14 protein-coding genes are annotated in these 14,278 nt (G+C 70.2%); 5 read left to right on the top strand and 9 right to left on the bottom strand.

The genetic code is table 11. The features are described 5' to 3' along the window. From ON30_RS36270 to ON30_RS38510, 3 genes are all read right to left on the bottom strand, one after another. The coding region (locus tag ON30_RS36270; RefSeq protein WP_245554152.1) for an alpha/beta fold hydrolase at positions 1-468 on the bottom strand (468 nt) is incomplete at its 3' end. A 132-nt stretch (positions 469-600) separates the two neighbouring features. Further along, on the bottom strand, positions 601-999 hold the full coding sequence (locus ON30_RS21505; protein WP_245554151.1) for an MmcQ/YjbR family DNA-binding protein: 399 nt from the start codon (positions 997-999) through the stop codon (positions 601-603). Further along, on the bottom strand, positions 983-1,762 hold the full coding sequence (locus tag ON30_RS38510; protein ID WP_063719922.1) for a hypothetical protein: 780 nt from the start codon (positions 1,760-1,762) through the stop codon (positions 983-985). Before ON30_RS38510 ends, ON30_RS21505 begins: the two co-directional genes overlap by 17 nt. A gap of 212 nt (positions 1,763-1,974) precedes the next feature. On the opposite strand from ON30_RS38510, the gene ON30_RS21495 reads away from it, so the two are divergent. Both ON30_RS21495 and ON30_RS21490 read left to right on the top strand, forming a co-directional pair. Continuing rightward, complete coding sequence (locus ON30_RS21495; RefSeq protein ID WP_040709557.1) at positions 1,975-3,147, top strand: acyl-CoA dehydrogenase family protein; 1,173 nt, start codon at positions 1,975-1,977, stop codon at positions 3,145-3,147. 9 nt (positions 3,148-3,156) lie between these two features. Further along, a complete protein-coding gene (locus tag ON30_RS21490) occupies positions 3,157-4,284 on the top strand; it encodes an acyl-CoA dehydrogenase family protein (RefSeq protein ID WP_040709555.1) in 1,128 nt (375 codons plus the stop codon). Positions 4,285-4,333: 49 nt separating this feature from the next. Here ON30_RS21490 and ON30_RS36265 read toward each other — a convergent pair whose 3' ends face one another. Next, entirely contained in the window at positions 4,334-4,951 is a 618-nt protein-coding gene (locus tag ON30_RS36265; RefSeq protein WP_051029715.1) for a hypothetical protein, read from the bottom strand. 165 nt (positions 4,952-5,116) lie between these two features. Here ON30_RS36265 and ON30_RS42100 point away from each other — a divergent pair, with 165 nt between their 5' ends. Next, positions 5,117-5,536, top strand: a complete 420-nt coding sequence (locus tag ON30_RS42100) for a hypothetical protein (RefSeq protein WP_085999377.1) — start codon at positions 5,117-5,119, stop codon at positions 5,534-5,536. On the opposite strand, the gene ON30_RS21475 is transcribed toward ON30_RS42100, so the two are convergent. The 4 genes from ON30_RS21475 to ON30_RS21460 form a co-directional block, all read right to left on the bottom strand. Next, on the bottom strand, positions 5,533-6,447 hold the full coding sequence (locus ON30_RS21475; RefSeq protein ID WP_040709553.1) for a hydroxymethylglutaryl-CoA lyase-like TIM-barrel protein: 915 nt from the start codon (positions 6,445-6,447) through the stop codon (positions 5,533-5,535). The two genes, ON30_RS42100 and ON30_RS21475, sit on opposite strands and share 4 nt — an antisense overlap. Before the next feature lie 160 nt (positions 6,448-6,607). Beyond that, positions 6,608-7,822, bottom strand: coding sequence for a CaiB/BaiF CoA transferase family protein (locus tag ON30_RS21470; RefSeq protein ID WP_040709551.1), 1,215 nt, complete (start codon positions 7,820-7,822; stop codon positions 6,608-6,610). Between the two features lie 95 nt (positions 7,823-7,917). Next, the gene (locus tag ON30_RS21465) at positions 7,918-8,841 is read right to left on the bottom strand and encodes a TauD/TfdA dioxygenase family protein (protein WP_040709549.1); all 924 of its coding nucleotides are present in this window, start codon (positions 8,839-8,841) and stop codon (positions 7,918-7,920) included. Between the two features lie 114 nt (positions 8,842-8,955). Then, on the bottom strand, positions 8,956-9,726 hold the full coding sequence (locus tag ON30_RS21460) for a deoxyribonuclease IV (protein ID WP_040709547.1): 771 nt from the start codon (positions 9,724-9,726) through the stop codon (positions 8,956-8,958). A gap of 140 nt (positions 9,727-9,866) precedes the next feature. Between ON30_RS21460 and ON30_RS37675 the strand changes: the two genes are divergently transcribed. Then, complete coding sequence (locus tag ON30_RS37675; RefSeq protein WP_306307392.1) at positions 9,867-11,666, top strand: serine/threonine-protein kinase; 1,800 nt, start codon at positions 9,867-9,869, stop codon at positions 11,664-11,666. A gap of 95 nt (positions 11,667-11,761) precedes the next feature. Next, positions 11,762-13,669 carry a serine/threonine-protein kinase gene (locus ON30_RS21450; RefSeq protein ID WP_439927868.1) on the top strand — a complete coding sequence of 636 codons (1,908 nt, stop codon included), beginning with the start codon at positions 11,762-11,764 and terminating at the stop codon, positions 13,667-13,669. Positions 13,670-13,758: 89 nt separating this feature from the next. Here ON30_RS21450 and ON30_RS21445 read toward each other — a convergent pair whose 3' ends face one another. Then, positions 13,759-14,244: a glutathione peroxidase gene (locus ON30_RS21445; RefSeq protein WP_040709543.1), complete on the bottom strand. Its 486-nt coding sequence runs from the start codon at positions 14,242-14,244 to the stop codon at positions 13,759-13,761. Positions 14,245-14,278 lie beyond the last annotated feature (34 nt).

The following is a 14,278-nucleotide window of genomic DNA, read 5'->3' as shown; positions in this document are numbered from 1 at the left end:
CCCGTGCACCGCCAGCACCGGCAGATCGGCGGGCAGCGGCGTGCCGAGCGCGCCCGGAACCCCGCCGCCCAGTGCGCGTTTTGGCACGCCGGACAGGATCAAGCCGCGCGGTTCGCCCGACGGCAGACTCGGCCGCACCGGTCGATCGGCCTCGACATCGCTCAGGTCCGCGGCCGAGGTCGCGTCGGGCACGGCCGCGCCGAGCATGCCCAGCGCCGTCACCGCGCCGAGGGAATGCCCCATCAGCACCAGCGGGGTGTGCGGCAGCGCCGCGCGCAGGTGATCGATCAGCATCGTGGCGTCGGCCACCAGTTCCGACAGCGAACCCGGCTTGTCCGGGTCGCCTTCGCTCAGTCCGTGGCCCGCGGTGTCCAGCGCCCACATCTCGACGTCGATCTCGCGCAGGACCCGTGCGAGCCGGTGGTAGTGGCCGCTGTGCTGGCCCAATCCGGGGAGAAGCGCGACCACCGCGACATGATTGTCGACCGGCCACCGCCGATAGTGCATACGGCCACGTGCGCCGTCGAAGAAGAGCATTGAACGATAGTGCCAAAAATTCCGCCACTCAGGGGAGTTCCCCGGTTTTCGGCACTCGGCGGACTAGGATGGGCCGCCCGCTCCGGCGGGGTCGCCGTCGAGTGTGGACTCCACCAGCTCGGCGGGCGCCGCCTGCCGCCACGAATCGGTGACGATGACGCGCAGTTCGCCGACGTCGTCGAGGGCGTCGAGTCGCACCCGCACCCACGCCGAAGACGCTTCGTGGGTGGGCACCCAGAACTTCGCCGGTTCGGCGGCGATCAGTTCCTCGCGCTCGAAGCGCGGGCAGCGTACGGCGAAGGACCCCTGGTCGTCGGGGAGGGTGAGGAACATCTTGCCCGCGACGTCGAAGGTCGGGTGCTGCCACCGCTCCTTCTCCGTGGTGCGCGGCAGGGACAGCGCGATCCGGCGCACGTCGTCGGCGTCGAGCACGGCCTTCGCGCGCCTAGGCCGGGACGCCACCGGGCAGTTCCGGCCCCGACGAACCGTTGGCGCCGGGGGCGACCGGCGGCGCGGGGGCGTCGCCGGTCTGGGCCGGGCCGGAGGAACCGTTGGCGCCCGGGGCCACGGGCGGGGCCTCCGGGGCGGGCGTCGCGGGCGGCGCGGGCAGGTCGGGGACGACGAAGGTGCCGACCGTGGGCGTCATCACACAGTTGGCGAAGGGATAGTTGATGACGCCCCACATGGAGGCGAGCACGGTGCCGGGACCGGTGTCGACGGTCCTGGACAGCGTGGGCAAGCCGACCTCGGTGCGGTCGTCGAGGGTGTCGATGCCGCTGCGGCCGTTGTTGATGTTGACCCAGGCCACCACCAGACCGGAGTTCAGCGGGACGCCGGTGTGCGAGGGGGTGGCGCTGAAGCGCAACGCGCCGGGTTCGGGGCTGACGCCCTGGTGTCGGTTCGGCCCGTCGGTGGTGCCCGCGGCGATGATGGTGGTGATGGGGCCGTTGCTGCCGCAGCCGAAGGTGGGGGCGGCGTAGGCGAAGGGGACGAAGCTGGCGGCGATGTGGCGCAACTGGGGCAGATCGACGAGCCCGGCGTAGTCGTGCAGCGCGCCGACGCTGGCCTGGGCGGCGGCGTCCTCGCCCGCCTTGTCAACGAGGCCGGTGAGCGCGGAGTCCACCGTGGCGGCGGGTTCCGCGGCGGCGCCGCCGAAGGACAGGACCGCTCCGATGCCGAGTGCGGACAGTGTCGCGGCCGCGCGTGCGATGGTCCTGCCGTTCACCAGATGACTCCTAGAGATGTCGATCGCGGGTTCCCCGTCCCACGGCTGCAAGGTACCAGTTCGGGGGCCGACCTGCCCGGGCGGGCGAGGCGGCCCCGGTCCTCGGTTCGGTATCGGGTCGGTGTATTCGTCCGATGTGATCCCGCCGACAATGGGAGATTACCGAGGGGTAGGGTTCCACTCGGACGTACGAGACACCATGGGAGTTGTGTATGAAAATATCCCTGTCCCCCGACGAGGTCGCCTTCCGCGACGAATTGCGGCAGTTCTACCGCTCCGAGATCCCCGCCGAGATCCGCGAACGGGTGAAGTACGGCCGTGAGCTGACCCGCGACCAGGTGGTCGCCGCGCACAAGATCCTGCACGAACGCGGCCTGGCCGTGCCGAACTGGCCGGTGGCGTGGGGCGGCAAGGACTGGACCCCGATGCAGCGCCACCTGTGGCAGGACGAGATGCAGTTGGCCTCGGTGCCCGAGCCGCTGACCTTCAACGCCCAGATGGTCGGCCCGGTCATCGCGCACTTCGGCTCCGAGGAGCTCAAACAGCGCTTCCTGCCGCCGACCGCGGCCCTGGACATCTGGTGGTGCCAGGGCTTCTCCGAACCCGACGCCGGTTCGGATCTGGCCTCGCTGCGCACCACCGCGGTCCGCGACGGCGACTCCTACATCGTCAACGGCCAGAAGATCTGGACCACGCTGGCCCAGTACGCCGACTGGATCTTCTGCCTGGTCCGCACCGACCCGAACGCGCCCAAGAAGCAGGCGGGCATCTCCTTCCTGCTCTTCGACGTCAAGAGCCCCGGCGTGACCATCCGCCCGATCAAGCTGATCGACGGCAGCTACGAGGTCAACGAGGTCTTCTTCGAGAACGTCCGGGTACCCGCCGATCAGCTCGTCGGCGAGGAGAACATGGGCTGGACCTACGCGAAGTTCCTGCTCGGCAACGAGCGCACCGGCATCACCGGCGTCGGCCGGACCAAGGTCAAGATCGGCGTCGCCAAGGACTACGCGCGCACGATCAAGGCGGGTTCGGGCACCCTGCTCGAGGACCCGCTCTTCGCCGCCAGGGTCGCCGAACTGGAGAACGAACTGCTCGCGCTGGAACTGACCCAGCTGCGCGTGGTCTCCAACTCCTCGGACGGCAAGCCGAACCCGGTGTCCTCGGTGCTGAAGATGCGCGGCTCCGAACTCCAGCAGGCCGCCACCGAACTGCTGCTCGACATCGCGGGCCAGGACGCCCTTCCGGTCGACGCGGAAGGCATCGCCTCGCCGGAGTGGGCCCAGCGCACCGGGCCGGGGTACCTGAACTACCGCAAGACAACCATCTACGGAGGTTCGAGCGAGGTGCAGCGCACCATCATCGCCTCCACGATCCTCGGATTGTGAGACGACACCATGGATTTCGAACTCACCGAAGAACAGTCCCTGCTGCGTGACACGGTGCGCGACCTGCTCGCGCGCACCTACGACCCGGAGACCCGGCTGAAGGTGACCGCCACCGAACTCGGCTGGAGTCGCGAGGTCTGGAAGCAACTGGCCGAACTCGGCGTGCTCGGCCTGCCGTTCGCCGAGGACGACGGCGGCGCGGGCGCGGGCCCGGTCGAGGCCATGGTGGTGCTCGAGGAGGTGGGCCGCAGGCTCGCCCCCGAGCCGATCGTGGACGCGGTCTACCTGCCCGGCAGCCTGATCGACGCGGTGGGCAGCGCCGAGCAGCGCGCCCGGATCCTGCCCGAACTGGCCTCCGGCGCCACCCTGTTCGCCTTCGCCCACGCCGAACCCGGCGTTCGCTGGCCGTCCACCGAGATCGCCGCGGCGGCGACCGAATCGGGCGACGGCTACACCCTGACCGGCACGAAGAACCCGGTCGCCCACGGCGATGTCGCCGACGAACTGCTCGTCAGCGCCACGCTGCCCGGCGGCGGTCTGGGGCTGTTCCTGGTCTCGCCGACCGGTTCCGGCGTCACCCGGCGCACCTACCGCACCGTCGACGGATTGCGCGGCGCGCAGATCGACCTGGACAACGCGCCCGCCGAACTGCTCGGTGACGCGGGCGATGCCGCGCAGGCGGTGGAGCGCGCGTTGATCGGCGTGCACGCGTTGCTGTGCGCGGAATCGGTCGGCGCGATGGAGGAAGCCCTGCGGCTGACCACCGACTACCTGCGCACCCGCAAGCAGTTCGGCGTCACGCTGTCGAAGTTCCAGACGCTGACCCAGCGCGCGGCGAACATGTACGTCTCCCTGGAGTTGGCGCGCAGTTCGAGCCTGTACGCGACCGCGTCGCTGGCCGACGGCACCGCCGATCCGGTCATCGCGTCGCGGACCCGCCTGCAGGTGGGGCGCTCGGGGCGGCACGTGGGCCAGGAAGCGGTGCAGATGCACGGCGGAATCGGTGTGACCGCCGAATATCCGGTCGGTCACTACGTGGCTCGGCTGACCGCGATCGAACGCACTCTGGGCGGCGGTCTCGACCACCTCGCGGTGCTGGCCGCGCGCGTCGGCGACCACGACCTGCCGGAACTGTAACCGGCGGAACCGATGTCGGCATCCCTTCCCGGGTGGCCCCGGGGAGGGATCACTCGGCGACGGTGTCGGTCTCCCCGGTGATCGCGGAGGTCGGGACGGGTTCGGTGGGGGTGGTCTCGTACACCTCGACGCGCGGTCCGTCGTGACCCGCCTCGGTCTGGCCCGCCTCGCCGGACGGGATCACCGAGGGCTCGGGAGTCGGCCGGTAGGCGTCGGATTCGGCGGTGACGGGCACTTCCTCGGCGGCCGTGGTCGGCTCGATCGACAGTGTCCTGGTCCGGGTGGTGGTCGTGGGCTCGGACTCGTTCTCGCCGGTGCGCTCGGCGCCCGGACGCGTCGTGGTGGGACGCGTTGTGCGCGAGGGCTCCTCGCTGGGCTCCTCGGTCTCCGAGGTGCTCGGGCGCGGGGTCCAGTTGGCGGGTCTGCGCGGCGGTCCGGCGGGGGCGATCTTCCAGGTCGGCGACGGCGGGATCACGACTTTGGGCGCGGTGACGGAGGTTCCGTCGCGCATGGTCGCCACGACCGCGGCCTGCCCGGCCTCCAGCGGCGGGGGCGGTACGTAGACGTCCTCTCGGCCGATACCGCACGCGCCGATGAGAACGAGACCGGCGGACACGGCGCCCACCGCGATCGCCGGGCCGGCGATCTTGGCCCTGCTGCTCATCATGCGCTCACCTTAAACCAGGTAGTACCCCCCGGCCAGAGGAGTCGCCGGGCGCGTCGCGGGCAGTGTACACCTCTGAAACGACTATAAGTCAGATATCGAATTGATGACTTCGGCGTGTCGCGGACACGTGTCGCGGCGTTTCGACGTGCACGGGTCGTAGCGTGTGTGAGCGAAGTTACGCGTGAGACGGTCGGTACCACGAAACAGGCGCGCGGTTCCTACGGCGCGACGACAACGCTGGTGACCGGCGTCATCGAGGAGTTGATGATGGGAGCTTACTCGACCACCCCGCTGCGCTCCGACGACTCGAATACCGAGATCGCGGAGCCGGGCCTCGAGTCGACACCACGGTCACCGTTCGCGATCCTCGCGAAGATCCTGGCGTGGTTCACCTTCGCCGGCGGACTCGTCGGCGCGGTCCTCGGCATCGCCGGACTGCACGTGGAAGTGACTGTCGCCGGCCTGATCCTGGCCTGCACCGCGGGATTGGTCCTGCTGAAACTCCGCGACGACGCGCCCGCCGCCGACCCGACGCCGGCCAACGACACAGCGGCCGACGACGACTCCGACGCGCGCGAGGTCTAGCGCACCACCCACTCGAAGGCTTTCGCCTCCGACCGCGCCCCCTGCACCGTCCGCGATCGATTCGGCTCGCCCAGTTCGGCCAGCAGACCCTCGGTGAGCGCGACCATCTCGGCCAGCGCCGCGGGCGTGAACCAGTCCGGGCGGGTGGCGAACAGGATGTCCTCGGACGAGGTGTTGCCGCTCGCGCCCGGCGCGAACGGGCAACCGCCCAACCCGCCCAGCGACCCGTCCACCACGTCCGCGCCCGCCGCGACGGCCGCCGCGGTGTTGGCCACCCCCATGCCCCAGGTGTCGTGGCCGTGGAAGACGATGCGGCGGCGCGGGGTTCGCGTCGCCACCGCCGACACCAGCGCCGTGACCTGCGCCGGATGGGCTTGCCCGAGCGTGTCGGCCAACACGATGTCGGCCGCGCCGTCGGTGCGCGGGTCCCGGGCGATCGCCAACACCCGCTCCGGATCCACCGGACCATCGAACGGGCAGGTGAACGCCGTCGCCAGACACAGTTGCACCTGACCGTCGACCTCGCGCGCGATCCGCAGCGCGTCGGGCATCGCGGCGACGCTGTCCTCGGTGTCGCGGCCGATATTGGCCCGGTTGTGCGCGTCGGAGACCGAGAAGCAGTACTGGAAGTTGCGCACCCCCGCCGCCGCGGCCTTCTCCACGTGCCGCGGCGTGGCGACCCACACCCAGCAGCGACGCAGTTCCTCCGGCGTCAGCGCCGCGATCAACTCCAGGGTGTTCGCCATCGGCGGCACCAGATCCGCGCGCGCCATCGACCCGATCTCGAGCGCGGGCACGCCCAGACCCAGCAGCGTGCGCGCGATCTCGACCTTGCGGTCCACCGGCAGCGTCTTCCCGGTCAGTTGCAGACCGTCGCGCAACGTCACGTCACGCAATGCCGGGCCGGTCATTTGTCGTCCCGCGCGCGATTGGGCACGCACATGACTCCGGCCCACGCCTTGCGGTTGATCCCCGCCGGATTCGGATGCACGGTCGGCCCCTGCGGCGACGGCGACCGGGTCTCCCACCGGGCCCGCCCGCGCGGCCTGCGCTGCTCGTTCCCGCGCCGCCTCACGCGGTCGCCACCGCGTCGATATCGGCCTCGCTCATCCCGAGCACCTCGGCCAGCACCTCGCGGGTGTGCGCGCCGAGATCGGGACCGACCTCGCGGATCGGCAGCGACCGCCCGCCGATGACGGGCACGATGCCGGGGAAACCGACCACCTTCGGTTCGGGCTCGCCCACGTCCACCGCGAACGGCTGGATCATGTCCCGCGCGCGGTACTGCTCGTCGGCGACGATATCGGCGGCGGTGTAGATCGGGCCGCAGGGAATCGCCGCCGCTTCCAGGATCGCCAACGCCTCGTCGCGGGTGTGGCGGATCGTCCACTCGGCGATCGCCGCGTCCAGTCGTTCGCGGTGCCGCCACCGGCCCGCGTTGTCGCGCAGGTCGGGGTCGGCCGCCAGATCCGCGCGCTCGATGACCTGCATGTAGCGCTGGAAGATGGCGTCGCCGTTGCCGCCGATGATGATGCTCGCGCCGTCCGAACAGGGATAGGCGTTGCTGGGGGCGATGCCCTCCATGCGCCCGCCGACCCGTTCCCGGTTGATGCCGTAGGCCAGATAATCGGGGACCAGCGATTCCATCACCGACAGGATCGCCTCGTTCAACGCGACGTCGATGATCCGCTCACCCAGCGTCACCGGCGCGTCGGCGGTGCGCTCACGCTGGAACAACGCCATCACGGTGCCGAACGCCGCGTAGATCCCCGCGATCGAATCGCCGATCGACACGCCCACCCGCACCGGCGGCCGGTCCGGGTCGCCGACCAACTCACGCAGCCCGCCCACCGCCTCGGCGACCGCGGCGAAGCCCGGACGGTCCGACAGCGGCCCCGTCTGGCCGTAGGCGGAGATGCGGGTGATGACCAATCGCGGATTGGCCGCGTCGAGCACCTCCGGGCCCAGCCCCCACTTCTCCAGCATCCCGGGCCGGAAATTCTCCAACAGCACATCGCAGTGCCGGATCAGCTCCAGCACGATCTCGCGCCCCTGCTCGGTGCGCAGATCCAGCGTGATCGACTTCTTGTTCCGGTTGACCGTGCGGAACAGCATCGAGGTGTCCCCGCCGTACAACCGCCAATTGCGGAGTTCGTCGCCCGCCCCGGGCCGCTCCACCTTGATCACTTCGGCGCCGAAATCGCCGAGAATGCGTCCGGCCGTCGGCGCCGCGATGTAATTGCCGAGCTCGAGGACGCGAACACCGTCCAACGGGCGAATACTCATGGGGTCCAGTGTGGACTATCCGGTCCTCGGCCACGGTGACCCCTGCCGCCGTGGCCTTTCCCGCCGCGGCCTTTCCCGCCGCGACGCCCGCCCGGTCAGGCCGCCGCCGCGACCTGCTCGACGATCGAGTAGTGCGCGGCGTCGCCGGTCAGCGAGACGCTGGACCGACCGTCGACGCCCACCGGGATGTCGCCCGCCAAGGTGATGCGGGTCAGCCTGCGGGGCGCGCCGTCGTAGTCGTCCACGGCATAGTGCTGGGTGGCGCGGTTGTCCCAGATCGCGACGTCACCGGGCTGCCAGTTCCAGCGCGGGGTGTTCTCCAAGCGGATAACCCGGTCCTGCAACAGACGGAACAGCGCCTGCGACTCGGTGGTCGTCAGACCGACGAACTGCTGGACGAAATGACCGAGGACCAGCGCACGCTCACCCGTCTCCGGGTGCACCCGCACCACCGGGTGCTCGGTCTCGTAGCGCGTGGAACGGAACTCGGCCCGGTAGGCGGCGGTGTTCTGGTTCTCCGGCGGCACCTGGGTGGCGGCGTAGTCGTAGACATTGCTGTGCACCGCGCGCAGGTTCTCCGCCAGCACCTTCAGCGACGACGGCAGCGATTCGTAGGCCGCGACCGTGGAGGCCCAGGTGGTCGACCCGCCGTAGGGCGGTAGATGCACCGCGCGCAGGATCGACGCCTTCGGGATCCGGTCGACGAAGGTGACGTCGCTGTGCCAACTGTTGGCGCGACCGTTCTCCGAATCGATCGCCAGCGTCTTCACGCCCTGGGAGGTGACGGTGGGATGCGGCGTGGTCGGGGTGCCGAGCAGTTCGGCGAACTCGTACTGGCCGTCCTCGGTGAGATGATCCTGCCCGCGGAAGAAGATCACCTTGTGCTCGAGCAGCGCGGCCCGGATCGCGGCCACCGCGGCCGGGTCCAGATCGCCGCCGAGTCGGACGTTGTCGACCGTGGCGCCGATGCGGGCGCCGAGTTTGGTCACGATCGTTTCGGTGGCGTGCAGGCTCGTCATGGGATCACCTTCGCTGGTCGGAATACATCGGGCGTATCCCGAGCAGACCACCCGAACCTGCCCCGCTACCAGGGTTTTCGTCGCGTTGATCAGAAGCGCTGACCCGCGCGCGAGTCAGCCGACGTGCTCGCGCAGATAGGCCAGATCGTCGGCGACCCCCTCGGCGGGCGTCTCCAGGATCACCGGCGCGTCGGCGGTGCGGCACACCTCGGCGAGCAGTTGCGGATCGATCGTGCCGTCCGCGAAATTGGCGTGCCGGTCCGCGCCGGAGTCGAATTCGTCGCGCGAGGAATTCAGGTGCACCAGATCGATGCGGCCGGTGATCGCCCTGATCCGCTCCACGACGCCGACCAGTTCCTCACCGCCCGCCCAGGCGTGACAGGTGTCCAGGCAGAAGCCCGCGCCGAAATCGCCCACCGCGTCCCAGAGTCGGGCGATGGAATCGAAGTGCCGGGCCATCGCGTGGTTGCCGCCCGCGGTGTTCTCGATCAGGATCGGCACCGCGAAACCGCCCTTGTCCTGCTGGCGCTCGAACAATTTGCGCCAGTTGACCACGCCCGCCTCGATCTCCTCGTCGGAGCGGACGTGCCCGCCGTGCACCACCAGACCGAACGCGCCCAGATCGGCCGCGGCCTTCGCCTGCTGGGCCACCGCGTTGCGCGAGGGCATCCGCAGTCGGTTGTTCAGACTGGCGACATTGATCTGATAGGAGGAGTGCACCACGACATCGATCGGACTGGCCAGGATCTCCTCGGTCCGCGGGTGCGGGGTCGGTTTGTCCCAGCTCTGCGGATCGACCACGAACATCTGGATGACCTCGGCGCCGAGTTTCTCACCGAAGCCGATCGGGTCGCCGTCGAGCCGGACGTGTGCTCCAATGCGCATGGGGCCAGCCTAGTGACCGCCACCGACAATTCGCCGGGGACCGCCGTGCCCTCGTCCCGGACAGTGGATAATGAAATGTTGCGTCCACGTGGTCCCGCGAGATACATCCATAGGATCCACGTGCTCGACCCTCGAGGGGGGTGAACTCCACCGTGTTGCGAACTGGCGAGACCTTCGCCGGATACGTGATCAAGCGCGTGCTCGGTCAGGGCGGCATGGGCACCGTGTATCTGGCTCAGCATCCCCGACTGCCGCGGCTGACGGCGTTGAAGCTGCTGGAGCGGGATCTCTACAGCGATGTCGAGATCCGGTCCCGCTTCGAGCGGGAAGCCGACCTGGTGGCCCGACTCGACCATCCGAACATCGTCACCGTGTACGACCGCGGCGCCGAGGACGAGCAACTGTGGATCTCGATGCAGTTCGTCGCGGGCTCGGACGCGGCCAGCGTCGACGTCAACGTGATGGCGCCGTGGCGCGCGGTGCAGATCATCGGCGAGACGGCCGCCGCCCTGGATTTCGCGCACGCCAACGGCGTGCTGCACCGCGATGTGAAACCGGCGAACATCCTGCTCGCCAAGGCCCCGATCGGTCAGCCGGAACGCGTGCTGCTCACCGATTTCGGCATCGCGGGCATGCGCGACAGCGACACCACCCTCGGCTCGGCGGGCACGATCACCGCCACCCTGGCCTACGCCTCGCCCGAACAGCTCAGCGGCGCCTCCCTCGACCACCGCTGCGACCAGTACTCGCTGGCCTGCACGCTGTTCTGGATGCTGGCGGGCACCGCCCCCTTCCAGGGCGCGAGCCCGGCCGCGGTCATGAACGGCCACCTCTACGGCCAGGTTCCGCCGTTGCGTCCGCTGCGGGCGGGCATCCCGCCCGCCTTCGACGCCGTGCTGGCCAAGGCGCTGGCCAAACGGCCCGACGACCGCTTCGCCAGTTGCTCGGAGTTCGCGGCCGCCGCGCGTCGCGCGCTCGTCCCGCCCGGACAGCAGCGCCCGCCGACCGGTCCGCGCCCGGTCTCGCAGACCGGCCATCCCCAAGCCGGACCGTACCCGACCCAGCACGGCGGATTCCCCCACACCGGGTACCCGCACGGCCCCCAGGGCGGGCCGCCCGTGGACCCGCGATCCTCGAGGCCGCGGCACCCGATGCAGCCGTCCGCGCCCACCGCCCACGGCGAACCGCCGCGTCCCCCCGTCCGGCCCCGTCCGGGTCCGCCCCATCAAGGACCGGTTCCGCCGCGTCCCCCGCACACCAGCGGCACCAATCACGGTGTCGTGCCGCCCCAGCCCGGTCCCGGCTACGCGAGCGGCCCCGCGCACGAGACGGTGGGTCCGCCGCCGGGCCCGTACCGCAGCGGGTCCGCGCACAACCTCGTCCCGCCGCGCCCGCCCGGCCCGCCACACCAAGGCGGACCAGGTCAGCCAGGTCCGCCCCGGCCCGCCCGTGGCCAGGATTCGCCCGCGCACCGCCCCGGGCAGCCACCCTCGGCCCCGCGCGCGCCGAGGGTCGATCCGACATCGCACGCACCGGTCGACCCGCACCGCCCGGCGCAACCGGGTGAGAGCGCGTCACGTTTGCCGCAGTCGGGCGTGAGCCCGCACCGCCCCGCGCAGTCCGGCGACGGTGCGCACCGGCCGACTCAGACCGGCGAGAACGCCCGCCGCGCGGCCCCGTCGAGCGAGAACGCGCCCCGCCCCGGGCAAGCGGGGGGCAACGCGCACCGTTCCGCAGGGGCGGGGACCGATGCGCCGGGGTCCGGGCAAGCGGGGGACAACGCGCATCGTCCCGGGCAGGGAGGGGAGGGCGCGGGCAAGAAGCGGCCCGTCAAGCCGATCACGATCGCGTTGCCCGAGGCCAGGGTTCGTCGCGTCCCGCCGCCGAGTGCGAACGGACCGGACGGCAGGCCCTCCTCGGACCCGCGTCCGCCGCCCTAGGCCGCACCCCTGTCGCACCTCGTCCCCCGAATCCTCGGGCCCACCGCGGAGCATGCGACAACTGCTATGGTTTCGATGTTTTCCGTGGTCGGGCGATGCTCGGGCGCGTTCTCATGCTGTACGCCCGATCATCGGTGGGTCCCGGTGGCGGCGAGAAGTGGAGCAGACAAATGCTGGCCAACGGTGACGTTTTCGCCGGCTATGTCATCGAGCGGCAACTCGGCCGCGGTGGCATGGGTTCGGTGTACCTGGCGAAACATCCGCGCCTGCCGAGGATGACGGCGCTGAAGTTGTTGAACCGGGAGATGTTCTTCGACAAGGAGGTGCGCGCGCGGTTCGAGAGGGAGGCGGATCTGGTCGCCCGCCTCGACCACCCGAACATCGTCACGGTCTACGACCGCGGTCTGGACGACGAGCAGTTGTGGATCTCGATGCAGTTCATCGACGGGATCGACGCCGCCTCGGTGGATCCGGAGACGCTGCCGCCCGCGCGCGCGATCCAGATCGTCAAGGAGACGGCGGACGCGTTGGACTACGCGCACGGCATGGGGGTGCTGCACCGCGACGTCAAACCGGCCAACATCCTGCTGGCGCGCTCGGGCAGCGGCCGCGGTGAACGCGTCTACCTCACCGACTTCGGCATCGCCCGGCTGCGCGACGACACCGGCCATCTCACCCAGACCGGCACGTTCACCGCCACGCTGGCCTACGCCTCGCCCGAACAGCTCACGGGCGCGTCGCTGGATCACCGCTCCGACCAGTATTCGCTGGCGTGCGCGCTGTTCTGGCTGTTCACCGGCAGCGGCCCGTTCGCGGCGACCAATCCGGCGCAGGTGATCCAGGGGCATCTCCAGTCGCCGCCGCCCGCGCTGAGCAGCGTGCGGCCCGGGCTGTCCTTCGCGCTGGACGCGGTGCTGACCAAGGCGATGGCCAAGCGTCCCGAGGACAGGTTCGAGAGCTGTTCGGAGTTCGCGGCCGCCGCCCAGCAGGCGCTGGCGAACCCGAGCGCGCCGGGCATCCCGCTGGTCGGCAGGCCGGTGACGGGTCCGCCGGTCCCGGTGACGGGCCAGAATCCGATGACGGGGTCGCCGTACACGAGCGGTCCCGCCTACACCAGCGGCCCGTCGCCGTACCAGAGCGGTCCGTCGCCGATGACCAGCGGTCCGCAGCATCTGACCGGCGCGACGATGGCCAACACCTCGGCTCCCAACCCGTACGCGAGCGGCCCGACCCAGCAGCAACCCGCGCCGACCGCGCCCTACGGCGGTCAGAACACCTACGGTTTCGCCCAGCAGCCGCCCGGACCGCCGCCCGGTCAAGGGGGCGGCGCGGGGCAGTACGGTCGCCCGCAGCCGCCGAAGAAGTCCAACACCGGGCTGATCATCGGCCTGTCGGTGGCGGGCGTGGTGCTGTTGGTGGTGGTGCTGGCCGTGATCGGCGTGGTCGCGGGCAGCGACAGCTCCGACACACCGACCACGACCGCCGCGTCGGGCAGGCCGACCTACGGCGCGCCGCCCACCTCGGGTTCGAACACCCCGGGCGCGCTGGACCCCGACGGCGATGCGATCAGCAGCGAATTCCCGCGCATGGTGCCCGCCTCGGAATCCGGTGACACCGGCTACAACGGCGCGACCTGCGGGTCCTACGGTTCGAGCTCGCCGTCCACCCCCACCACCGGCACCCCCGATTTCGGGGATTGGGTGCACCAGTGGGACTGCTTCGGCGGCGGCGGCAACGACGACCCGTTCTACACCTTCTACATCTACGAGTCGGCGGCCGACGCCCGCGCCGCGGTGAACAACCTGCCCAAGGACGCGGTGCAGTCCACCGATAGCAACGGCGGCAAGTCCTACACGAACTACAAGTTCGAGAACAGCGGCCCGAAGATGGTCACCGTGTTCACCGGCGACAAGGATCGCGAGCAGATCCTGATGTACACCGACGGCATCGTCGGCACCATCGACGAGGTGCTGCGCTGGTGGCGGTCGGCTCCGCTGAACTGAGGCGGCGTCGAACGTGCCGATGCGTTTCGGCCCGACCGGACGGGTGTCCGATCGGGCCGAAATCGTCTGTGCGCGCCGGGTTCACACGGTCAGAGCAGACCTTCGACGGCCGAGCGCAGTTCCGGGGCCTCCGGGGTGGTGCGCGGCCGGAACCGGCCCGCGACCGAACCCGACCGGTCGATCAGGAACTTCTCGAAATTCCACTGGATGTCGCCCGCGGCGCCTTCGGCGTCGGCCGACTGCGTCAACTCCGCGTAGAGCGGATGCCGGTTCTCGCCGTTGACCTCGGCCTTCTCCAGCAGCGGGAAGTCCACGCCGTAGGTGGTGGCGCAGAATTCGGCGATCTCCTCGGCGGTGCCGGGTTCCTGCCCCATGAACTGGTTACACGGCACCCCGACGACGCTGAAACCCTGCGGGCCGTAGGTCTGCTGCAACTCGACAAGGCCCGAATACTGGGGGGTCAGGCCACATTTGGAGGCCACGTTCACCAGCAGCACGACGTTGTCGCCGACCAGTTCGGCCAGGGTGGCCTGGTCGCCGGACAGGGTGCGCAGCGGAATGGTGCGAATGCTCACTCGTCTCTACCTGCCAATTCCGGATCCCTGTGAT

The organism is Nocardia takedensis NBRC 100417 (assembly GCF_000308695.1).
Classification (GTDB): Bacteria; Actinomycetota; Actinomycetes; order Mycobacteriales; family Mycobacteriaceae; genus Nocardia; species Nocardia takedensis.
The sequence above is the reverse complement of the archived record's forward strand: the minus strand, read 5'-3'. Positions and strand labels throughout refer to the sequence as shown.